This is a genomic window from Viridibacillus sp. KH_047 (assembly GCF_057838945.1).
In genome coordinates this window covers 394,425-419,011 of sequence record NZ_CM174479.1, presented here as the reverse complement: position 1 = coordinate 419,011, position 24,587 = coordinate 394,425, and the positions used below count along the sequence as shown (strand labels likewise).

The 24,587-nt window shown below is 36.0% G+C and carries 17 protein-coding genes and 1 riboswitch; of the genes, 3 read left to right on the top strand and 14 right to left on the bottom strand.

Going from position 1 to position 24,587, the window contains the following annotated elements:
- Positions 1 to 163 precede the first annotated feature (163 nt).
- The 4 genes from metH to AC3IS5_RS02155 form a co-directional block, all read right to left on the bottom strand.
- Positions 164 to 3,598 carry a methionine synthase gene (gene metH / locus AC3IS5_RS02170; RefSeq protein ID WP_489426379.1) on the bottom strand — a complete coding sequence of 1,145 codons (3,435 nt, stop codon included), beginning with the start codon at positions 3,596 to 3,598 and terminating at the stop codon, positions 164 to 166.
- Positions 3,579 to 5,438, bottom strand: a complete 1,860-nt coding sequence (locus AC3IS5_RS02165; RefSeq protein WP_489426378.1) for a bifunctional homocysteine S-methyltransferase/methylenetetrahydrofolate reductase — start codon at positions 5,436 to 5,438, stop codon at positions 3,579 to 3,581. Before AC3IS5_RS02165 ends, metH begins: the two co-directional genes overlap by 20 nt.
- 73 nt (positions 5,439 to 5,511) lie before the next feature.
- A riboswitch (SAM riboswitch) is annotated at positions 5,512 to 5,618 on the bottom strand.
- Between the two features lie 106 nt (positions 5,619 to 5,724).
- Positions 5,725 to 5,853 carry a hypothetical protein gene (locus tag AC3IS5_RS02160; RefSeq protein WP_489426377.1) on the bottom strand — a complete coding sequence of 43 codons (129 nt, stop codon included), beginning with the start codon at positions 5,851 to 5,853 and terminating at the stop codon, positions 5,725 to 5,727.
- A gap of 143 nt (positions 5,854 to 5,996) precedes the next feature.
- Positions 5,997 to 7,388 carry a protoporphyrinogen oxidase gene (locus AC3IS5_RS02155; RefSeq protein WP_489426376.1) on the bottom strand — a complete coding sequence of 464 codons (1,392 nt, stop codon included), beginning with the start codon at positions 7,386 to 7,388 and terminating at the stop codon, positions 5,997 to 5,999.
- 258 nt (positions 7,389 to 7,646) lie between these two features.
- On the opposite strand from AC3IS5_RS02155, the gene AC3IS5_RS02150 reads away from it, so the two are divergent.
- A complete protein-coding gene (locus AC3IS5_RS02150; protein WP_489426375.1) occupies positions 7,647 to 9,680 on the top strand; it encodes a Na+/H+ antiporter in 2,034 nt (677 codons plus the stop codon).
- A gap of 83 nt (positions 9,681 to 9,763) precedes the next feature.
- Here the strand turns inward: AC3IS5_RS02150 and AC3IS5_RS02145 are convergent, their stop codons facing one another.
- On the bottom strand, positions 9,764 to 10,843 hold the full coding sequence (locus tag AC3IS5_RS02145) for a M24 family metallopeptidase (RefSeq protein WP_489426374.1): 1,080 nt from the start codon (positions 10,841 to 10,843) through the stop codon (positions 9,764 to 9,766).
- A gap of 181 nt (positions 10,844 to 11,024) precedes the next feature.
- Between AC3IS5_RS02145 and AC3IS5_RS02140 the strand changes: the two genes are divergently transcribed.
- Complete coding sequence (locus AC3IS5_RS02140; RefSeq protein WP_489426373.1) at positions 11,025 to 12,686, top strand: peptide ABC transporter substrate-binding protein; 1,662 nt, start codon at positions 11,025 to 11,027, stop codon at positions 12,684 to 12,686.
- Between the two features lie 96 nt (positions 12,687 to 12,782).
- On the opposite strand, the gene AC3IS5_RS02135 is transcribed toward AC3IS5_RS02140, so the two are convergent.
- Genes AC3IS5_RS02135 through opp3b form a run of 4 tightly spaced genes read right to left on the bottom strand, consistent with a single transcriptional unit; the run spans position 12,783 to position 17,112 of the window.
- Positions 12,783 to 13,154 (bottom strand): DUF3899 domain-containing protein, encoded by a 372-nt coding sequence (locus AC3IS5_RS02135; protein WP_489426372.1) that lies wholly within the window; start codon positions 13,152 to 13,154, stop codon positions 12,783 to 12,785.
- Positions 13,154 to 15,139: an ABC transporter ATP-binding protein gene (locus AC3IS5_RS02130; protein ID WP_489426371.1), complete on the bottom strand. Its 1,986-nt coding sequence runs from the start codon at positions 15,137 to 15,139 to the stop codon at positions 13,154 to 13,156. Before AC3IS5_RS02130 ends, AC3IS5_RS02135 begins: the two co-directional genes overlap by 1 nt.
- Before the next feature lie 12 nt (positions 15,140 to 15,151).
- A complete protein-coding gene (gene opp3C, locus AC3IS5_RS02125) occupies positions 15,152 to 16,186 on the bottom strand; it encodes an oligopeptide ABC transporter permease (RefSeq protein ID WP_489426370.1) in 1,035 nt (344 codons plus the stop codon).
- Positions 16,186 to 17,112 carry an oligopeptide ABC transporter permease gene (gene opp3b, locus AC3IS5_RS02120; protein WP_489426369.1) on the bottom strand — a complete coding sequence of 309 codons (927 nt, stop codon included), beginning with the start codon at positions 17,110 to 17,112 and terminating at the stop codon, positions 16,186 to 16,188. Before opp3b ends, opp3C begins: the two co-directional genes overlap by 1 nt.
- A 309-nt stretch (positions 17,113 to 17,421) precedes the next feature.
- Here opp3b and rpoN point away from each other — a divergent pair, with 309 nt between their 5' ends.
- Entirely contained in the window at positions 17,422 to 18,714 is a 1,293-nt protein-coding gene (rpoN, locus tag AC3IS5_RS02115; protein ID WP_489426368.1) for an RNA polymerase factor sigma-54, read from the top strand.
- 121 nt (positions 18,715 to 18,835) lie between these two features.
- Here the strand turns inward: rpoN and AC3IS5_RS02110 are convergent, their stop codons facing one another.
- The 5 genes from AC3IS5_RS02110 to AC3IS5_RS02090 form a co-directional block, all read right to left on the bottom strand.
- On the bottom strand, positions 18,836 to 20,329 hold the full coding sequence (locus tag AC3IS5_RS02110; RefSeq protein ID WP_489427803.1) for an aldehyde dehydrogenase family protein: 1,494 nt from the start codon (positions 20,327 to 20,329) through the stop codon (positions 18,836 to 18,838).
- Positions 20,330 to 20,442: 113 nt separating this feature from the next.
- Complete coding sequence (gene dapA, locus AC3IS5_RS02105) at positions 20,443 to 21,336, bottom strand: 4-hydroxy-tetrahydrodipicolinate synthase (protein WP_489426367.1); 894 nt, start codon at positions 21,334 to 21,336, stop codon at positions 20,443 to 20,445.
- A 22-nt stretch (positions 21,337 to 21,358) separates the two neighbouring features.
- On the bottom strand, positions 21,359 to 22,261 hold the full coding sequence (locus tag AC3IS5_RS02100) for a proline racemase family protein (protein WP_489426366.1): 903 nt from the start codon (positions 22,259 to 22,261) through the stop codon (positions 21,359 to 21,361).
- Complete coding sequence (locus AC3IS5_RS02095) at positions 22,262 to 23,302, bottom strand: proline racemase family protein (RefSeq protein ID WP_489426365.1); 1,041 nt, start codon at positions 23,300 to 23,302, stop codon at positions 22,262 to 22,264.
- Complete coding sequence (locus AC3IS5_RS02090) at positions 23,302 to 24,474, bottom strand: NAD(P)/FAD-dependent oxidoreductase (RefSeq protein WP_489427802.1); 1,173 nt, start codon at positions 24,472 to 24,474, stop codon at positions 23,302 to 23,304. The genes AC3IS5_RS02095 and AC3IS5_RS02090 overlap by 1 nt, the downstream gene beginning before the upstream one ends.
- Positions 24,475 to 24,587: the final 113 nt, after the last annotated feature.

The following is a 24,587-nucleotide window of genomic DNA, read 5'->3' as shown; positions in this document are numbered from 1 at the left end:
TACTTGGTAACAAGATTTGAAATACACTTGATAATCGTTACTTTGTTTAACAGTTATCATTAAATAATAAGGATGGATTTTGTTTTTTTACTCGAAATAACACATATAATCTATCTAAAAGAAATGCAAAAAGCGAGATGACTTAAATCCATCTCGCTTTTTTTCATTCTACATTGAAATATCTTGCATCAGGATGTGCAAAAACAATTGCTGATACGGATGCTTCTGGCGACATCATATACTCCTCTGTAAGATGTACACCTATATCTTCTGGTTTGATCAAACCAAATAGTTTCGATTGATCTTCTAAATTTGGACATGCTGGGTAGCCAAATGAAAAACGCTGTCCTTGATATTTTGCTGCAAAACGGTCACGCATTGTGAAATCTGTGGCATCTGGGAACCCCCATTGGTCTCGAATTTCTTGATGGATGCGTTCTGCAAAACCTTCTGCTAATTCCAGAGCTGTTGCTTGGAATGCATGACTTTCAAGGAATTTCCCTTGCTCTTTCAAACGTGATGCAGCCTCTCGTACGCCGTGCCCAGCCGTTACTTGCATAAAAGCAACATAATCCATTTCTCCACTATCAACTGTTTTCAAGAAATCAGCTAAACATAAGTACGGCGTCTTATTTTGACGTGGGAAAGTAAAGCGCTCAATAACGGTCTTACTATCTTTTGGATCATAAATGACAACATCATCTCCATCTGCTTGTGCAGGGAAGAATTGATACATACCTGATGGATTTAACATACCTGATTCCAAGAATTCTGTTACTAATTCGTATAACTCAACTGCTCGAGAGTCACCTTTTTCAAGCATTTCATCACTATATCCTCTTAAACCTAAGTGATGGCCAATTAATGTTCTCATATTCACATATGGATACAAATGAGATACTGAATAGTCTTTTAATACGTGACGTCGTAAATCAGTCGGTACAAAAACCGGTGCATCTGAACGTACTGTTTTAATCGGTTTTTCTGCTACAGCAACAGCTGGTCTTGAAGCGCGCTTTTCTTCTGATGCTGCACGTTTTTCAATTGCGTCTTCTAACTCATGTAGCAATTCACCTTTATCTTTACTTTGCAGTCTGTTAGCTAACTCAAGCCCATGCATTGCGTCTTTTGCATACATAACTGGACCATCGTATTCTGCTGCAATTTTCGTTTCGGTAAAGCGTCTTGATAATGCCGCTCCACCTACAAGCATTGGAGTAATGATGCCTGCATCCTTGAAATCTTGTGCAGTAATAACCATCTGTTGTGCTGATTTTACGAGTAATCCCGATAATCCAACAATATCTGGATGTTCTTTTTTAATAACTTCAATTAGTGCTTGGGGTGTAACTTTAATACCAACATCAATTACCTTATAACCGTTATTACTTAAAATAATATCAACAAGGTTTTTTCCGATATCATGTACATCACCTTTAACCGTTGCTAATATTACTTTCCCTTTACCAGTGTCATTTTCATTTTTTTCCATGAACTGTTCTAGGAATGATACAGATGCTTTCATAACTCCAGCACTTTGTAGTACTTCTGCTACGATTAGCTGGTTGTCATTGAACAAACGTCCAACTTCAGCCATCCCTGACATCAAAGGTCCATTAATTATTTCTAACGGTGAATCATACATGTTCATCGCAGCTTCTAAATCAGGGATTAGTCCTTCTTTTGTACCTTCAATAATGTAATACGCTAGTCGCTCTGGTACTGTTTTCGGAATATCATCTTCGGTCTTTTCTTTCTTTTTGTCACGATAGAAATCCGTAAAATCAGCAAGTGTTTTGTCGTTTGTTTTATAGATTAAATCATTTGCTAAGTTAATCTCAGCTTCTGGAATTGAAGCATATCGCTCTAATTTCTCTGTATTTACAATTGCATAATCTAGCCCGGCTTGTGTACAGTGATATAGATACACAGCGTTTAATACTTCCCGTCCAACTGGAGGTAAACCAAAGGATACATTACTAACACCTAAAATAGTTAATACTCGAGGCATTTTTTCTTTGATTAAGCGAATACCTTCAATCGTTTCTTCAGCTGCTCCTATATATTGTTCATCCCCCGTACCAACTGGGAATACGAGAGGATCGAAAATAATGTCTTCTGGTGCGATTCCCCATTTGTTCACTAGCAGGTCATAAGAACGTTCAGCAACTTTCAATTTACTATGGCGGTCAACGGCCATTCCTTTTTCATCAATTGTTCCGATAACGATAGATGCACCGTATTTTTTCACTATTGGTAAAACCGCATCATAACGTTCTTCTCCATCCTCTAAATTGATAGAGTTTATGATTGCTTTCCCTTGGGAATATTTCAATGCTTCTTCGATTACCTTTTCATCCGTTGAATCGATTACAAGGGGAACTTTAACCTTCTTTACCACTTCCGTCATGAAGTTTTTCATATCTTCAAGTTCATCACGGTCAGGGTTTGCTAAGCAAATATCCATTACGTGCGCACCGTTTTTCACCTGGGCACGAGCAATTTCTGCCGCTTCTTCAAATTTACCTTCTATAATTAAACGCTTAAATTTTCGTGAACCAATAACATTTGTACGTTCTCCTACAAATAATGGGCGCATTGAATCATCATAAATAAGCGGTTCAATTCCTGCTACGACATGCCCATGCTCGGCTTCAGGCATTTGGCGGGGCTGCTTATTCTCTACTACTTTACGGATTGATTTAATGTGTTCCGGCGTCGTACCACAACAACCCCCAACGATATTTAACCAACCTTTATCTGCAAAACCTTCAAGCTTTTTAGACAAGGATTCTGGAGTTTCATGATAATGCCCTTCTTCATCTGGTAATCCTGCATTCGGATAACAACTAACATAGCTTGTTGCTAATTCTGAAAGCGAGCGTAAATGATCTGTCATAAATTCAGGTCCGGTAGCACAGTTCAACCCTACTGATAATGGTTTAATATGTTCAATTGAAATATAAAAGGCTTCAATACTTTGCCCTGCCAGAGTAGTTCCCATAGGTTCAATTGTTCCCGAGATCATCACAGGCAGCTCTTTACCAAGCTCTTCAAATGCTTGTTTAATACCTAGAGTACCAGCCTTAACATTCAGCATATCTTGACTTGTTTCAAGTAATAATAAATCCGCTCCGCCTTCAATTAATGCCTTTGCTTGCACGTAAAAGTCATGTAATAGCTCATCAAATGTAATACCACCCGTTACTGATAAGGTTTTAGTCGTTGGTCCGATTGCGCCAGCAACATATCGAGGCCATTCAGGTGTTGATATTTCATCCACTACTTTTTTAGCAATTTGCACTGCTAATACGTTAATTTCATGCGCTTGATCACCCAGAGCATATTCATTTAACACAACAGGAGTCCCACCAAATGTATTCGTACTAATAATATCTGAACCCGCCTCTAGATAAGCACGGTGTACATTTTCGATTACGTCAGGTCGTGTAATATTCAAATATTCATTACAGCCATCATATTCATCCCCACCAAAATCTTCGGGTGTTAAATTAGCATTTTGGAGCATAGTCCCCATTGCACCGTCTAGTATAAGAATATGTTGTTGGAGTCGTTCTTTAATTGGTTGTTTTAACATAGTTGTGATCTCCTACTTTCTGTTTGTCTAGCTCTTGAATATAATGAATCAATTCTACTGACATGTCGTAACGTGTAAATGGCGTAATGATATAAATGCCGTTGAATAACTCTGCGGCAGTATCAATTAATTCCTTAGCAATAGCTATACCTTCTGCTGTTGCAAGGTTTTTATCATCACCCGTTGCGCGCATTCTTTCAAGTACTTCATCAGAGAGCTTAATCCCCGGTACTTCATGATGTAAAAACTCTGAATTTCGAATACCAGTTAGTGGCATGACTCCTATGAAGATAGGGGTTTCTAAATGTTTCGTAGCTTCATATATCTCTATTATTTTTTCCTTCGTATATACAGGCTGTGTGATGAAATAATCTGCTCCACACTCAATTTTCTTTTCTAATCTTTTTACGGCTCTATCAAGCACTCGTACATTAGGATTAAATGCAGCTGCAATAGAGAAATTAGCCTTTTTACGTAAAGGTTTACCTGAGAATGATATTCCTTCATTCAACTGTTTGATTAATTGAAGTAATTCTAAACTTGAGACATCGTAAACGCTAGTTGCACCTGGGAAATCCCCCACTTTTGTAGGGTCTCCAGTGACCGCTAAAATTTCATTAATACCTAATGCATCTAGACCCATTAAATGCGATTGCAAGCCGATGAGATTGCGATCACGACAAGTAATATGAGCCAAGGAACGAATACTATTTTGCGTTTTCAAAATTGAGCCCATTGCCATGTTACTAATACGAGGGGATGCCAATGAATTATCAGCCATAGTGACAGCATCAATACCTGTTGCGTTGAGTATTTGTGCACCTTCTATAAAGGCAGTCGTATCAAGATGGCGAGGTGTATCAAGCTCTACAATTATTGTACGTTCTCTTTTCGCCTTTTCGTGAAGTGGCTCATGATGATCAGGAGTCGCTTCTTTAATCTCGATTGCTTTTTTCTTCTTTACAACTTTATATTCAATTGGGGGTAGGTCAGCAATACGTTTTTTCACAGCTTCTATATGCTTCGGTGTCGTACCACAACATCCACCAATTAAGCGAACACCTTGGTCACGTAGTAAAACACCAGCACGACCAAAATAATCAGCCTCTGATTCGTAAACAATTTTGCCATCTTCTAAATCTAGCAAACTAGCATTTGGATATGCAGATAGGAATGCTTTGGATGGTAATTCAACATCTTCAAACGCTTGGATTGTATGATGGGGGCCTAAACGACAGTTTACTCCGACAATATCTGCACCCAAAGCTTCTAATTGGTGCAGTGCATCATTTAACAATAAGCCATTTTGTAAAATACCTGGTTCATGCATCGATACTTGAGAGATGATTGGTACATCAGTTAATTTTCTCAAATGTTTCACTACAGATGAAAGTTCCTCAAAATCATAGTACGTCTCTAGTAATAAACCATCAGGATTACCAGCTAATAGATACCCCGCCTGCTCATCTAATGCAGCTATAATCTCATCTAGTGTCGCTTCACTTTTACGAATACCGCGAATACCACCAATTGTCCCTAAGACAAATTGGCCGCCTGGTGCTGCAGCACGTTTTGCAATGGCGATTGCCGATTCATTAAACTCCTTTACTGAGCTTTCTAAACCATAACGTTCTAATTTAATGGCATTCGCTGTATACGTATTAGTCTGAATAATGTCAGCGCCTGCTTTAATATATTGATGATGTATATTTTCAATCACTTCAGGCTTGGTAATGTTTAATTCCTCATAACAATAGTCAATTCCGTAAGAATATAATAAAGTGCCCATCGCACCGTCAGCTGTTAACACTTGTGTATGCAATTTTTCAAGTAATCCCATTAATATCCCTTCCTTTCTACATGAAAAAGCCTTCTCATGGATAAGAAGGCTTGACGATTACGCTATTCGCTCCTTCTTATCTTTTCGGACAATCTGTAAATCCGCTGGAGTTAGCACCTGACCAGATGGCTGGTTGCTGAAGCTTCAAAGGGCCAGTCCCTCAGCTTCTCTTGATAAGAAATATTTATTTAATTGTTTGAATAATTAAAAGAATCATAACCCTATAAAAGAATATCGTCAAGAGTATTTTTGTAATTGTAGCAAAACTCTGTATTATAAGTATATTTTAAATCGTTAATGCTATGTCTTGTTGCTCAATCGTTGCCTTCGACATATTCGAAATGAAATACCCCATGATTGGTTGATAGAAAATGAATACTAAACCAATTACTAACAAGAGGATGCCTAAAATCAAACTTCCCTTTTTTCGCCCTTCTTTTTACTCATTCATTTTAAAGTAACAATTCATTTAGCATTTTCAAGCAGTTTGACATACTGTTAAAATTTATCCTAAAAAAAAGAGCTAAAGAAATTGGTATCTCTTTAGCTCTTTTCTATCTACCTTGTTAATTTTGCTAGAATCGATTCTGCTGTTTCTTTCCCGTTCTTAATACACGGTCCAATACCTACACCGTAATAAGAACAACCTGCTAGTAATATATTGTCATATGAAGAAGCCATTTTAGTTGATAGGGCTTCTACTGTTTTTGCATGACCAAGATGATAAACAGGCATTAAATCATTCCATTTTGTCACATCTATAACAGTAGGCTCTGCTTTTATCTTCAAGCTTTTTGCAATATCATCTAATGCAATTTTAGTTAATTCTTCTTTACTTAAATGCTTCATATTCTCAAAATCCGGGTTTGAATTTTTATAAAATAAACGCACAAGCAATTTGCCATCTTTTGAAGTATGGCTCCACTTACGGCTTGTCCATGTACAAGCATTACATTTGACGTCACTGTTTTCAGACACAATAAAACCAGTACCGTCTGCAGGTAATTGACTGTCAGGAATGTCAAAGCCTAAATAAATCGTAATTAGTGAGGCGTTGCTAAATTCATTAAATTCCTCATCCAAATTTGGATCTTTTAATAGCTTTTTAGTTACATCATGTGGTGTTGTTAACACGATGAACTCAGCTTCAATTGCTTCGTGATTATGAAACGTCAGTTTATATTTGGCTCCGCTTTTTTCGATATGATTTGTTGAAACGCCTTTTAGTATTGTAATGTCTGTTAACTTCTCCTCAAAACGATTAAACAAAGAAGATAATCCATTTTTAAAGGATATGAATTTTTTATTTGCTGCTTTTTGAAATTCTTCTTTATGTGCGCCAAACCCTTTAATAATACTTCCGTACTGCTCTTTATAATCGAGTAAATACGGTAATGTTGAAGCCATTGTCAGCGTATCTAATTTCCCTGAATATACCCCTGATAATACTGGCGCTATTTGCTTTCCAACAAGTTCTTTTCCTAAAAAATACTCTAAGAAAGCACCGATTGAGCTATCTTTTGTAAAATGTTCATTAGGCAATTCTAAATCTTTTAACGCCTCTTTTTTTCCCTCTGCCGAAACTAATGTGCTACTTTCAAGGGACTCTATACTTGTAGGAATGCCAAAAACGCTGTCTGCTGGAATCGCGTGCAATGTATTATTTGTGTAAATATACGAAATTCCTGTACCATTATATACAAGGTCATCTTGTAACCCTAAGTCTTCTACTAAAGGCATAACACTTGAATGACGCGCAACAATCGAATCCGCACCCGTCTCCAAAATAAAGCCGTCATTTTCTACAGAGTGCATTTTACCGCCTAAGTAGTCATTCTTTTCTACCAATACTAAATTTATATCTAATCCTTTTTTCTCTTTTTCCTTTTGTAAATAATGCACAGTAGAAAGGCCTGTTATACCGCCACCAACTACAACAACTGTTTTCAATATATTCACTCCTCACAGGGACTTTATCTTAAATAAAATGTTCATTTGTAGTTCTAGTATAAACTTTCATTTTTGAAACTGTCATGATATCTATCACATATTCACGTAAATATTTGTGAACGATTACAACTTTGTCAAATTTAACGTGGTCTTTTCATATAGTCTTAAAAGCTTCTTTATACCGTACATTTATTTCTGACAAAGGGTAATGAATAACTACTTACTTTTCTATCGATACTTTTTTGAAGGGAGTTTTTTATGGATTTATTAATTACAATCCTCTTACTATTAAATTGCCTGTTATTATCAAATGCAATTGGATATTTTATTCCATTTATACCTACAGCACTAATCCAAATAGCACTTGGCGTTCTACTAGCTATATTCGCTAATGAAATGACGCTCCAGCTTGAATCCGAATGGTTTTTATTACTTTTTGTTGCCCCACTTTTGTATAATGATGGACGCAATTTCCCTAGAGAAGAACTATGGAGAATGCGCGCGCCTATTCTTGGGAATGCCATTATATTAGTTCTTCTCACGACACTTGGCGGTGGTTACTTTATTCATTGGCTAATTCCTGATATACCACTTGCTGCCGCATTTGCACTTGCAGCTATCTTATCGCCAACAGATCCAGTAGCAGTAAACGGTATTGCAAAGCGTATCCAAATACCCGAGAAGATTTTAAATCTTGTTCATGGTGAATCACTTATTAATGATGCTTCTGGCTTAGTTGCTTTCAAATTCGCCGTGGCTGCTGTTGTCACAGGGTATTTTTCAATTAAGGAAGCTCTTTTTGAATTTACTTATACATTTTTAGCCGGAGCTATTCTTGGTCTAATCTTAGCCGTCGTAATTACACAGGTGCGCTTTACCCTTCGGAAGAAGGGCATCCATGATGTCGTTTTCCATTCACTATTACAGCTACTAACACCTTTTATTATTTACTTAATTGCTGAAGATGTTTTCCATGCATCCGGGGTTATTGCAGTTGTTGTAGGTGGTATTGTACATGCACTTGTAAAAGATCATACGGAGACTTTAATTGCAGAAGAACAACTAATAACAGAAAACACTTGGTCTATCGTACTGTTTATCTTAAACGGGGTCGTATTCTTGTTACTTGGATTGAATATTCCGTTGTCTATGACAGAAACACTAGAGAATCCATCTATGAATAACTGGAAAATCATCGGTTACTCCATTGCCATTGGCTTTGTTATTTTAGGTATTCGTTTCATTTGGTCATACGCTTTTTCTTACTATGAATATAAAAAAGACGCAATTCAAGAAATAGAAAAACCTAGTCTGAAAACGAGTTTACTGACAAGCTTAACAGGCGTACGCGGTGCTGTCACAATGGCAGGGGTCTTATCCCTTCCTTTACTAGTCGATAACGGAAATTTGTTTCCAGAACGCTCGCTGATTTTATTTTTAGCATCTAGTGTTATTTTATTTACATTGCTGATTGCTACAATTTTCTTACCTCTTTTAATTGATGAAGAAGAAATTTTAGAAATACGTGAAGGAAAACTCACTTTCAATGAAGCAAAGAAACGCTTGCTGATTGCTTCAATTCGTAAAATCAATACAGTGATGACTGAAGAAAACCAAACTGTCGCTTTTGAATTAATAGACGAATATAAATTAATGTTTAATCAAATCGATGTAGAGTTCAATGCAGAAAAGTTAGTTTCGAAAGAACGTAAGCAACAAATAAAGAGACTGCGTTTACTCGGCTTAAAAGCAGAAAAAGAGTATATAGAAATGACTCAAAAGGAACAAAATTTAGACCCTGATATATATTCTGCCTGCCAAATTGCTTTTAAAGAACGCGAAAAAAATATTTGTAATCCAAATCGTCCTAAAGTCATTGCCCTCCTATATAAAATTTTACTTCACTGGCGAACTTCTAGAAAAATATACAGTCTAAATAAAGATAAACGCATTGAATATTTCCGCCAAAAGAAAGAGTTGCGTATGCGCGCTATAGGTGCAGGTATAGATGCTTTAGAACAATATGCTAAATCTGAAGAAAATCCTGATCTTGTAAATTCTATTATTTACGAGTATCGCAAAATCATGGATAGGATGAAACAATCCGTCATTCAAAATTCTGAACGACGCGATGAAATAAAAGAAGAATTACGGGCTCTTCTAATCGAAACTGAACGTATGGAAATTCAGAAAATGTACGAAGCCGGTGAAATTGAACGAGCAGAAGAAAAAGAGCTGCGAAGATTTGTAAATTATATTGAGAGCATTTCATTGTATGAAGTGATCGAATAACATAATAGAAAAACATAAAAGAAAGAACGACTGATAATATCAGTCGTTCTTTTTTGTACTGTATAGATTTTTTGACAACTGTCTTATTTTATAGACATAGATAAAATAATTAACTCTTTTGGAGAAGTAGTCAAAATTTCTATTCCATCCTTTTTAATTAACACATCATCTTCAATACGAACTCCGCCTATATTAGGTAGATAAATACCAGGTTCAACAGTTAACACCATTCCTTCTTGTAATAACTCTTCCGAAACTGGAGACATGAAAATGTCCTCATGAATATCTAACCCTATCCCATGTCCAGAACCATGTCCATATTGCTTTCCGAATCCTTTTTCTTCTATATATTGTCTTGTCAAAGCATCAGCTTCTTTACCAGTCATGCCTACTTTAATATGAGTCAGTGCATTTTCTAGTGCACCATGAACAATATTATAGATTTCTTTCATTTCTTCTGTTGGTTGTCCTATAGCAATTGTACGTGTCATGTCTGAACGATAGCCATCATAGTAAGCCCCAAAATCAAGCGTTATGATATCCCCTTCTTCTATTAACTTATTACTAGCGACACCATGTGGTAATGCTGATCGATGCCCTGAAGCTATAATCATATCAAAAGCAGACGAAGTAGCTCCTTTTTTTCGCATGTAAAACTCTAGTTCATTGGCAATATCAATTTCTGATATGCCTGGTTTTATATAATCTAATATATGCGTAAATGCTGCATCAGAAATACTTGCCGCTATTTTAATCTTTTCAATTTCTTCAGGTAATTTAATCATACGTAATTTTTCTACTGCACCTGAAACGGGTACAAGTTCTGCTTGAATATGCTTAGCAAAAAATGAATGTAAGTAATACGTAATATTCTTTTCCTCAAATCCAACTCTACTAATATTTTCTTCCTGTAATGTATCAGAAATTACTTCATACATAACAGCGCGGTCAATTTCTTGCACAGTAAAGTCCGTTGCTTGATCTTGTGCTTGTTGAACATAGCGGAAATCCACAAATAAAAATGCTTTGTTTTTTGTTACCAACACAGTTCCTGCACTCCCTGTAAACCCTGTTAAGTAACGTCGATTTTGATCATTTGTCACAATTAAACTTTCCAACCCTTGCTCTTCTAATACGGCTCTTAGCTTTTCTAATTTCCCCATTTTCAACCCTCCAATAATTTAATATTTAACATGTTGCAAGTATTATGCCAGTCTTCCACTAAATTTGTACCTAAATAAAAATATAGGCATGAATATTGCATACTATTACTACGACTCACATTCAGAAGGAGGATATGATTCCTTTCGTTTGTTGGGATTTTAAAATAGGGGGGCTTATTTTATGAAGAAGAAATTTTTGTTTTCTTTCACGTTATTATTTTCTTTAATGATTATTTTAACAGGCTGCTACGGTAAGGATGAAGCTACTAAAACGGAAGGTGAAAAAGCTAATGACCCTAACAGTTCAACGGCTGAACAAGTATTAAATCTATCTGCGTCAGGAGATTTAACAACGATGAGTACACTCGGTAGCTTAGACGCCTTAGCAGTAACTGCTATGAACTCTGTTTATGAAGGCTTATATCGCATCGGGCCTGAAAACGAAGCAGTTCCAGGTATCGCCGAGTCACATGAAATATCCGAAGATGGTAAGACTTATACTTTCAAACTTCGCAAAGATGCTGTTTGGAGTAATGATGCTCCAGTTACGACACACGACTTTATTTATGCTTGGTCAAAGGCTATTAATCCCGAAACACAAGCTGTCTATTCTTATCTAATGCTAGACATTAAAAATGCTGTAAAAATTCAAGATAAAAACGACCCACTTTATGGTAAAATTGATCAACTTGGAATTAAAGCAGTAGATGACTATACATTAGAAATCGAACTAGAAAGACCAATTCCATATTTCTTAAGCTTAACAACTTACGCACCATTCTTCCCACAAAATGAAGAATTCACGGAAGCACAAGGTGACCAGTATGCACTTGAAACTGACAAAATGATATACAATGGTCCCTTTGTATTAGAATCATGGAAACAAGGTCAAGGTTGGACATTTAAAAAGAATGGAAAATATTGGGATAAAGATACTGTAAAACTAACTACAATTAACCAAAAAATCGTTAAAGATACGGCAACTGCTATGAATCTATACGAGGCAAATGAAATTGATACTGCTACTTTATCAAGTGAATTTGTTGATCAATACAAAGATAGCCCAGAATTCTCAACTTTCTTAAAACCTAACACATACTTTTTACGTATTAATCACAAAAATAAATATCTATCTAATCAAAATATCCGTAAAGCTATCGATATGGGTTGGGATAAAGAATCTATGGCAAATGTCATTATGAAAAACGGTTCTATCGCTGCATATTTCCTAGTACCAAAAGGTTTATCTTCAGGCCCCGATGGTAAAGACTTCCGTGATGGCAATGGTGATATGAACAAAACTGATATTAAAAAGGCTCAAGAATATTGGGCGAAAGGCTTAAAAGAATTAGGTACTGACAAAGTGACTCTAGAATTACTAAGTTACGATACTGCACAAACTAAAAGCGCAGTCGAATACATTAAAAATCAACTTGAAAAAAACTTAAAAGGTATTGAACTAACTATTAATATGCAACCTAACAAACAAAAATTAGCTTTAGAAGCTAAAGTCGATTTTGACTTAGATTATGGTGGCTGGGGACCCGACTACCAAGATCCTATGACGTATATCGATTTATTTGAGACAGGTGCACCATACAATCAATCTAACTACAGTAATAGTAGCGTTGATAAACTTATCAAAGAAGCGAAAGTAACTGTCGACACTAAAAAACGTTGGGAATTAATGCAACAAGCTGAGAAGTTAATGCTAGATGATGTCGCATTCGCACCAACTTACCAAATAGGTATTAGCCGCTTGACGAAACCTTATGTGAAAAACCTTTATGAGCATCCATTCTCTGCAGATATGAGTTACAAATGGGCATACATTGAAAAATAGAGAGTGATTAACTAACCAAGTCATTTCGCATAGAAAATACAATCATAATAGGACATACAAAAAAGAGATGTGAGCAAATTGCTCACATCTCTTTTTTTAAAAATAAACAACTGAAATTAACAATACGAGTATAAATTGAATGCCCCCTGCTATTAATATGGGATACGTGTAATCACTTGAAAAAACTGAAGTATATTCAACTTCTCCGTCAATTGCTGTAGCATACTCTCCTAATCTAGTTATTCGACTAAAAAATCGTTTAAAACTATAAGTAATACCATTGAAGAATCCCCCTTGAAGAACAAAAAATCCTCCACCGATTATTAACAATATAGATGCTATGATAAATAAATTGTTTAATATACTCAGAAATACATTCGTTTGCCCAAACACATAGATAAATACGACTGACAAGACAATAGAAATCAACATACAAATTACGATTCTATAAACATCTTTAAAAGACATTAATGAACCACCACCTCAAGATTTTTCTTATACTCTTCATATTCTTGTTCGGTGCACATCACAAAATGCCCTTCTCTAACTTCTCTTAGAATTTCATTTTCTCGATTTCTACCTTCATGAGATTTATCATCAAAGATGATACGTTTACGCTCTCTTTCTAACAATGGATCAGGCAGTGGTAATGCCGATAGTAATGATTTTGTATAAGGATGTATTGGATTTTCATATAATTCTTCACTGCTAGCCATCTCTACAATTTTCCCTCTATACATTACGCCAATTCGATCACTAATATATTTCACCATCGATAAATCGTGAGCAATAAACAAATAAGTAAGCCCTTTTTCTTTTTGTAACTTCTTTAGCAGATTTACTATTTGCGCTTGAATCGAAACATCTAGCGCAGAAATTGGTTCATCCGCAATGATAAAGTCTGGTTCCACTGCTAGAGCTCTTGCAATACCAATACGTTGGCGCTGACCACCACTAAATTCATGAGGGTAGCGATTAGCATGCTCTTTATTTAGGCCTACAGTTTCAAGTAATTCATGTACTTTTTCTTGACGCTGCCCTAAATTTTGCTGATGAATATCAAGCCCTTCTGCAATTATGTCAGCGACTTTCATCCTCGGGTTGAGAGAAGAATAAGGATCCTGGAAAATCATTTGAACTTTACGATTAAACTCCAGTAACTCCTTCTTAGACTTCACTTTTCTAATATCCTTTCCATCAATTATTACTTCTCCCTCAGTCATATCGTTTAGTTTAATGAGAGAGCGACCTGTCGTTGATTTTCCGCATCCTGATTCACCTACTAAACCAAAAATTTCGCCCTTATATATACTAAAACTGATATCATCAACTGCTTTTACAGTATTATGCTTATCCAATTTAAAATACTGCTTTAATCCTTTAACTAAAATCAGATTTTCCTTTGCAATACGATCCTTTTCTAGTGCATGATTACTAGGTATTGGATCCACAGATTTATTTTCTAATGGCGCTGTTTTTGGTGCAAGTTCATGCAATAGCCATGTCGCAGCAAAATGCGTATCTGATATCTGAAATAAAGGCGGTTCTTCTAAAAAATCTATTTTCAACGCCTGTTTATTGCGCTCTGCAAATGCATCACCTTGAGGGAGATTTAGTAAATCTGGCGGAGAGCCTGGGATTGAATAGAGTTCATCTGACATCATATTTGGTCTAGGCATGGCTGCAAGTAATCCCTTGGTATACGGATGTGTTGTTTTATAAAAAACCTCATCTGCTAAGCCGATTTCAATAATCTTGCCTGCATACATAACTGCAACACGATCAGCCATTTTTGCTACAACACCCAAATCATGTGTGATAAATACAATAGATAGACCCATTTGCTGTTGTATATGTTTTAAAAGTTCCAGTATTTGCGCTTGAATTGAAACATCTAATGCGGTTGTCGGTTCATCCGCAATAATAATCTTAGGCTCACATGCTAACGCCATTGCAATGACAATACGTTGTCGCATCCCACCAGAAAATTGATGTGGATATTGCTTTATACGAATTTCAGCATCTTTTATTCCAACCATTTGAAGGAGCTCAATTACTCGCTCTTTAACCTTGGCACCGCCCATACTAGTGTGTTTTCGGATACTCTCCGCAATCTGTTTTCCAATCGTCATCGTTGGATTTAATGCAGTCATCGGATCCTGGAAAATCATCGCAATATCTGCGCCACGTATTTTACGCATTTCTTGCTCAGTAATATTCAAGATATTTCTTCCCTCAAACAGGATTTCACCGTTCTTTACCCTCGTAGAATCAGGGGGATTTAATCGCACCAAACTTTTTGATGTTACAGATTTCCCTGAACCTGATTCACCTACAATCGCTAGTGTTTCACCAGCCTTCAAATCAAAAGAAACACCTCGTACAGCCTGTACTTCTCCTGCATATGTATCAAAAGATACATGAAGATTTTTCACTTGAAGTATATTATCCATGTTTCATCCCCCTCATTTTCTCATTTTAGGGTCAAACGCATCCCGTAAACCATCACCTAATAAATTGAAGCTAATCATGATTAAACTAATTATGATTGACGATACGATCATTCCATGTGGATATATTCGCAATAATTTATAAGAATCATTCACAATGGTTCCTAAAGAGGCGACAGGCGGCTGTAATCCTAAACCAATAAAGCTCAATAAAGCCTCTGTAAAAATAGCACCTGGAATAGTGAATGTTGTAACCACAATAATTGGACCAAATGTATTGGGTATCAAATGTTTCCATATTAAACGCTGGTTGCTCGCACCTAAAGTTTTAGAAGCTAATACATATTCTTGACCTTTCAGCTTTAGTATTTGTGCTCGGACAATCCGGGCCATTCCTATCCAACCTACGATAACCATTGCTAATGTAATGGAAAGAATCCCTGGCTTTAGTATTAAGATCAATAGTATATTGACAATTAAACCTGGAATCCCAACTAGAACTTCAATAATGCGTTGCATCAATGTATCAAGTCTTCCTCCATAAAATGAAGATACCGCGCCATATGCTACGCCAATAATTAAATCAATAGTGGCTGCTAAAAAAGCAATATATAACGAAATCCTAGTCCCTTGCCAAATCCTCGTCCATAAATCTCGTCCCAATTCATCTGTACCAAACCAAAAGAACTCATCAACGTTTTTAGAAGCATATTGATCGACATTACGAATATCCTTGCCATCAACCCCTAAAAATGAAATATTCTCTAGCACAGGAATCTTTGGTGGCAAATTAGTGCGGTTTAAATCTTGTTCGTCATAACCATGACTGTTCATATAGGGGCCAAATATCGCCAATAAAATGACACCTACAATAATCAGTAAACCTAAAAAAGCGGCTTTATTTTTTTTCAGCCTATTCCAGGCATCCTGCCAAAAGGATTGCTCAGGTCTCATGATTTGTTCTCTTTTTATTGCATCTTGATTGGATGGTTCAAATAAATCAGGTGTATACTTTTTCTCTTTTAAATTTTCATCATGTTTTATTACCATTATCGATTCCCCCCCGCTACTCTAATACGCGGATCAATAAAGCCGTATAAAATATCTACAATTAATACAACTACTATGAAGAGAACAGCATAAAAAATAGTAGTTCCCATAATCAGTTGGTAGTCATTCGTAATAATTGAATTTACAAATTGTTCGCCCAATCCTGGTATACTAAAAATCTTCTCAATAACAAGTGAGCCCGTAATAGTATTAACAATAAGTGGTCCGATAATTGTAATAATGGGAATAAGTGCGTTTCTTATTCCATGCTTACCTATGATTTCGAAACTGGATAGCCCTTTTGATTTTGCAGTTATAATATACTCCTGTCCTAAGACTTCTAACATTTCGATTCTTGTAAATCTAGCAATCGTTGCAACAACACTTACTGACAGCGCAAATGTCGGCAAAATTGAATATTCAAATCCTCCCCAAAAGGCAATTGGTAACCACTCTAGTTTGACCCCTACCCAATATTGTAAAAACCCTGCAAATACAAATGACGGAATTGAAATACCCAATACTGCTATTAACATGGCACCATAATCCCAAAATGAGTTATGTCTTAATGCAGCTAAAATACCTAATAATAAACCTACCATCGTCCCTAATAGAATCGCTTGTATCCCTAAAACGGCTGATGCGCCAATGCGTTCACTAATAATCTTCGTTACTGGACGATTATCAAAGGTAAAGGAAACACCTAAATCCCCTTGTGATAAATTTTTCAAGTAAATTACAAACTGTTCGGCTACCGGCTTATCTAACCCATACTTTTCGTATAATAATTCTTTTTGTGCAGGTGGCAATTTTTCATCATTAAAAGGTGACCCAGGTAACGTCTGCATTAATACAAACGATAATAAAATAATGATAAACAATGTAACAAACATATAACCAATCCTACTCATAATATAGCGAAACATAAAATACCCCCCATCTCCCATTAAATTGAAATCCATCGTTTTCATAAATTATTATATGCAATCTTCATGCCACTTCGAGTTTCTACCGACACAACACGACATATTTTGATTTTAAATTCAAAATAATCTATCATTAGTGAATAACTACATTAACCACTATTTTATTTACTTTAAATGGAAAAATACTGAAAATTTAAATCCAAACAAATTCTTCTATGGTATATTTTCATAGAAAAACTTATATTTTAGGAAATAGAACATGTGCTACAATAATCAAATAATGGTTGAATTAGATTAGAGGGGGATTATATGGAACTTGTAATTCAACAACGTCAGGAATTGAAAATGTTAATGACAGTTCAACTTAGACAGTCAATCGAGTTACTTCAATACTCTAATGATGATTTAGAACAATTTATTCGGCAACAAGAATTAGAGAACCCTTTAATTGAACTTCAAGAAAAAGCAGATGATCAATACGTCGAGAAGTTACCTATGTACACTTTTTCAAATCACTCAAGAAAAGAAACTACAGATATTACATATAAGGCTGAAATTGATTTTAGAGATTATTTATATAAATTAGTAAAACTTAATTTCAATGATGCCTGTATACAAAAACAGTTAAAATACATTATTTATAATTTAAATGATCAAGGATACTTCCAAACGGATCATATACATACCACTGCTCAAACAAAAGAAATTACTGAAGGAATACAACTATTACAACAAATCGGTCCTTCTGGTATTGGTGCCCGTACATTAGAAGAATGTCTAACCTTACAAGCTCGTGATCGATATCCTGAACACCAACAACTTACTATTCTTATTAATGAACATTTAAATTTATTAGCAGAGAAAAAATGGCAAGTTATTGCCAATAAAATGCGTATTTCACTCGCAGAAATAAAAGAATGTAATGATTTGATTAAAACCTTGAACCCGAAACCCTGTGCTGTTATGAGTAATGACACAACGGAATATTTGCGTCCAGATATTATTGTGGAAGAACATAATCAACAATTACTATTCCATTTAAATGATACCTACCTACCAAATATCCATTTAAATAGTTTTTACATGAACTTACCAACTGCAAATCGTGATGAAAAAAAATATATTAATGAGCATTATAAAAACTATAATTGGCTCATTAACAGCATCGAACAACGTCGTAATACAATTATTAAAATCATGCAGGTACTTTTAGGAAAGCAGCAGGAATTTTTTCTTAAAGGCTTTTCTGCTTTACAACCACTTACTTTAAAAGAAGTAGCAGAAGCTATAGAAATGCATGAATCTACCGTAAGTCGAGCAACAACCAATAAGTTTGTTCAAACACCAACTGGTACATTTGAACTTAAAAACTTATTTACATCCAAACTAGAAACAAAAGATGGCCATACGATTTCACAAGAAAAAGTAAAGACTCTTTTGCAACAGCTCATTGCTGAAGAAAATAAAATAAAACCATATTCCGACCAAAAAATGGCAGAATATTTTAACTCCGAATATGGCATCACAATTTCTAGGAGAACTATCAATAAATACCGGGAGGAAATGAGGATTCCTTCTGCTAGTAAGCGTAAGGAGCTTTAACTTCAACTACAAAATGCTCGATATCCTAAATAGGATATCGAGCATTTTCTTTAATACTAATATTGAAATGTTACTCTTAATTTTACAATGTGCTAAAGCATCTTATTTAAAAGTCGATTTGTTATGAACGTTTAATATTCACAAATACACTCTTAACCTCAGTGTAGTTTGCTAGACCATATTCTCCGCCCATTTCTCTACCAACACCGGATTTTTTATAGCCTCCAAACGGCATTGTTTCCCATTCAAGACCAAAATCATTAATCCATACTGTCCCTGATTGTAAACGATTGGCGATATAATGACCTGTTTTAATATTCTCAGTCCACACACTAGCAGCTAAACCATAGTCACTATCATTCGCACGTCGAATAACCTCATCAACTGTATCAAATACAAATACAGCAAGTACTGGTCCAAAAATCTCCTCACGAGCAATAGTCATATGATCTTCAACATCTACAAAAATAGTAGGTTCTACAAAATAACCTTTATCAAATGGCTTGCCGCCACCTGTAACTAATTTTGCACCTTCAGCTTTTCCTTTTTCAATATAGCCTAATACAGTATTTTGCTGTTTTGCAGATACTAATGGACCCATATCTGTTGAAGGCTCTAAACCACGTCCTAGTTTTAAGTTTTTAGCTCGTTTCACTAATTCCTCAACAACATTATCATGATGTTTGCGGTGAATAAATAAGCGTGAGCATGCACTACAGTTTTGACCGTGGTTGTACATAATCCCATTGAATACACCTTCAATAGCTTCTTCCAAGTTAGCATCTTCTAAAATGATGCTTGGTGATTTACCACCAAGTTCTAATGTCACGCCTTTAATTTGCTGAGCAGCTGTTTCCATTACTTTTTTACCCGTCGCAGTGGATCCTGTAAACGCCACTCTATCAACATGAGGATGCTCTACAATTGCTCCACCTGCTCCTTGACCTGATCCTGGAACAACATTTACAACACCATCTGGGAAGCCCGCTTCTTTAAATAATTTAGCCGCGTATAATAATGACAATGGCGTTTCTGCCGCCGGCTTAATCACTACGGTACAACCTACTGCCAGAGCAGCTCCAAGTTTCCAAGCGGCCATCGCTAACGGGAAATTCCACGGAATTATCTGCCCTACAACACCTACAGGCTCGTGAACCGTATAAGTTACGTAATCAGGAGATACTGGAACTGTATTACCTAAACTTTTTGTTGCCCACCCTGAATAATATCTAAAATGCTGAATTGTACCATCGATATCATCTGCCAAAGCCACTTCATATGGTTTACCATTATCAAGTGACTCTAATTGTGCAAGTTCCTCACGATGTTCCTCTAATAAATCTGCAAATTTGTACATAAGACGTGATCTCTCTGCTGCTTCTAATTTCGTCCATGTACCTTCATCAAAAGCTTTGCGAGCTGCAGATACTGCTACATCAATATCTTCTGCTTGAGCCTCACATACTTGTGTGATGATGTCCTCTGTAGCAGGGTCAATAACGTCTATCTTTCCCCCACTAATCGATGGTACGTATTCTCCGTTAATATACAAGCCAATGGTTCCGTTTAGAAATTCTACTACTTTTTCTTTTAGACTATAATTAATTGTTGTCATTTCTCTTGCTCCCTCCATAAGAAATTCATTCAAAACAATCCTCCTTTAGTTGTTCACTAAGAGAGGATTATTTTCTCTATATCTATATATTCCTTTTATAGTTTTCTATTAAACTATTGTGGTACTGTTTCTACATTTTTAATAAGCTCTTGTAATTGTGCGTCCTCTTCCTCTGTCAATGGTAAGCGTGGCTTACGTGCCGGACCACCCGCTAATCCTTTAATCTCCATTGCTCGTTTAACGATTTGCACATACTTTCCTGAACCCTCTAGGAAGTTACATAATGGTAATAAGCGATCATATACTGACCAAGCATTATCTAAATCGCCATTTTGCACACTCTCATATAGTTCTACCGCTAATTTTGGCGCGATATTACCTGCTACTGAAATCCATCCTGTCGCTCCAACTAGGAATGATTCTAATACTAAATCATCTGCACCACAGAATGTTTTGATAAAGCCTTTACCTTGGCGTGTAATATCACGTACTTTACGGATTTCGCCACTTGATTCTTTAATATGTGTAATATTCTCTACGTCACGACCGACTTGTAAAATCGTTTCTTGGCTAATATTTACGCCAGATGTGAATGGATTATTATAAATCATGATTGGTAATTTCACAGATTCTGCGACTTCTTTGAAATGCTCGTAGATTTCATTTTCTTTTGGATGAGCATAGTATGAATTGATTAATAATGCTGCATCAGCACCTGCTTCTTCAGCTTGTTTTGTAAACTCAATTGCATCAGCAGTCGTTTCTGCTGCTGTACCAACAATTAAGGGTATACGACCATTTACTTGTGCAACAGCGATTTCTACAGCTTTAAAACGTTCTTCTTTTGTTAAACTAACAAATTCTCCTGTACTACCATTAATCGTGATACCACCTACATTTTGTGCAACAAAATACTCAATATTGTTTTTGAATCCTTCCCAATTCACTTCACCATTGTCGAACATAGGTGTGATTAATACTGGAAAAACGCCTTCTAATTTTGTCATGTTATTTCCTCCTCAAATTTGTTTAAGCTAATATAAAACCGTTTTCTAACGGATCTTCCTGATCGAATATAAACTGATGTATACCTGTCACAAAAGCTTCTGTTGAAATAGTATAAAGCGATTTACTTGAATCCTTTTGCACTATAAATGTACTGTTAAAAATACTTGAGTTTTGTAATACTTCTTTCTGATACACTTTTGCGATCGCAAGAGTACTATCGATACCTGGTGAGCGTAAAATATAGCCATCACTCTCAAATGTTACTGAGCGTACTTGAGAAATATCTTCAGCATCTTGTTCTATTAAAACAACACCCGTAACATTTATACCTTTTTCCATTAAGTTACGAATTTTTCCCTTGCCCCATTTACTAAGTGAAGCTAAATTCTCCAAAGTAATTTCTTGAGCTTCATTCTCCTTCTCATATATTGCATACTGTCTCTCTTCATCTATTACTATTAGAGGCGTATCCTGAGAATTCTCAACTATTAAATCACTTGAGTGACGAAGTGTTACAGCAATAACTTCACCATCAGCTATTTCAGCATGTAACTCAAAAATTCCGTTCACTGTTTCAATGGTATAAAGGTTTGAAGATTTTTGTTGTAAATTCCCTGTTTCTAATAGTCCTGTTAAAGTTGCAATTAAAGACTCGCATTTAAAATTGCTTACTCCTTCATGAGTAAAGAATAGTAGGCTAAAATCTGCTACAACCGATGGTAGAACGATGCATCCGTGCATACCTCGATGGCCTCTAGGTTCTTTTAGCAACAGATTTTTAGTATTTTCAAATTGTGATTGTAGTTTTTCGTGATTCATTTTAATGTTATTTTCTGCAAAGGTGATTGGTGATTGAATTACGATACGGTATGCTTCGCCCGCAACATGCGCATCAATCGTGCTAAACATTTTCTCAAACTTCATTTAGACACCTTCTTTCTCTGTTTCATGTTCCATAGGTGGAATAAGTAGGAACCCTTCTTTTAAAGGGTCACGTTCATTATAGAAGAAGCGGTGCATACCCATAAGCCAAGCCGAACCGGTTACTTCAGTGATCACAGCATCTAATTGTTTAACTTTCGTTTTTTCTAATACTCTCGCTTTAAATAGAGTGCCCACAATACTTTCATGTACAAAGAGCTCATCTATGCCAATTTCACCTTTACTAAACAATGTAGCCAGTTTTGCAGAAGTCCCTGTTCCACAAGGTGAACGATCAATTCCACCTGGAGGAACAATTACTGTATTTTTCACATCTGCCGTTGGATGAACCGGATCTGTAAAAAATTCAATATGTGTTAGACCACGGATAAACGGAAATTCAGGATGCACAATATCTTCACGCTCATTTATAGCGTTACGAATTTGAATACCTATGTCGATAATGGTAGATGCATTGTTTTCAACTAATGGTAGATCCAATGATCGAGCATCTATAATTCCATAAAAATTCCCACCATAAGCAATATCACATTTCACTTCCCCAATATCTTCCACATCAATTTCAATAGACTTCAATAAAAATGCTGGAACATTAGCAAAAGTTACTTCTTTTGCTATGCCTTTTTCCACCATCACTTGTACATCTACTAATCCTGCAGGTGTATCTACTTTAATATTTGTATACGGTTCTACAACCGGCACCATTCCCGTTTCAATCAATGCTGTACACAGACCAATTGTGTCGTGTCCACACATCGGTAAATAACCGCCCGTTTCTACATAAATTACGCCAACATCTGCATCTGGATGACAAGGGTCCGTAATAAAAGCACCGGACATCACATCGTGTCCACGAGGTTCATTCATCAAAAATTTTCTAATCCAATCATAGTTTTGTTGCATGTAGAGCATTTTTTCAGACATAGTTTTACCTTTTAATGGTGGTAACCCACTAACTAATGTTCGTGTTGGATTCCCTCCTGTATGAGTATCAACGGTTGTAAATAATCTTTGCAGATTCATTAGGTTAACATCCTTTCCCTAAAACGTTGTAATCTTAAAGGTTCAATTGGAACAGAAGTAGCTTTTTCAGTAAGCATTTCTTCAATTAATTTCCCAGTCACAGCTGCTAAACTAATACCATCACCCTCATGTCCTGCTGCAATATAAAATCCAGGAATATGTTCAACTTCAGAAATTATAGGTAAATGATCCACTGTCCATGGTCGTAATCCTGCATACGTTCGAATTACTGTCATATCAGCCATTTTAGGATAAAAACGAACTGCCCTCTTTGCTATATACTTCGTTACTTCATGGTCTACTCTTGTATCAAATCCAGCAAACTGGCGGCTACTACCAATTAAAAAATTTTGACTCTCTGTTGGTTCAAAAACTAAAGCAACGCCATATTGTTCAGTCGCTTTATCCACCTGTCTTTCTCCACCGAATTTCGATATTAAATAACCAAATTCCATCACTTTACGCAGACCAACCGGCTCTTGACGAGATGCCACAATAAGCTGACCTTTCCTTGGTATGATGGGGATATGTAAATCTAACATTTCTCCAATTTTCGGAGCCCAAACTCCGCATGCATTAACTACTTTATTTGCTGAAAAGATGCCATTTGACGTTTCGATTGTAAAGCGACCATCCGGATCTTTCTTTATATGCTTTACTTCAATATTTTTATGAATTCTTGTACCTTGCTTTTCTGCACTATGAAACATAGAAAACGTCAGCATATACGGGTTTACAGTTGAGTCGGTTGCACACTCTAGTCCCCCATATAAATCATCTGCAAAATACTTTGATTCGTTGCGTAAATCTTGTCGATCTAACATTTTGAAATCTAAACCAGCTTCTTGTTGCTTTTTCACCCATTGATTTGCTGCTTCCATTTCAGCATCATTTTCACAAACTAAAATACTACCAGGATTCCTATATTCAAAAGGAATTTCTAATTCATTACTCAATTTATGAACAAGTTCCTGGCTTTTCAAAGACATTTGACTATCAAAACCTGGATCTTTATCTATTGCTAAAATATTGCCGTCGCATCTTGAAGATGTTCCGCTAGCCAGTTCATTTTTTTCAAGTACTGTTATATCTAAACCTGCTTTAGAGCCATAATACGCGATTGCTGCACCAATGATCCCACCACCTATCACAACAATATCTCGATGTTGTATAGCACTCACTATGTCTCCTCCTTTTTCTTTCCGTCAGCAATATATTATGCAGGAACCGTGCCAATTTTTAATTTTGCTCAGAAGATATCACTGATTTAATAAAAATAGATAAA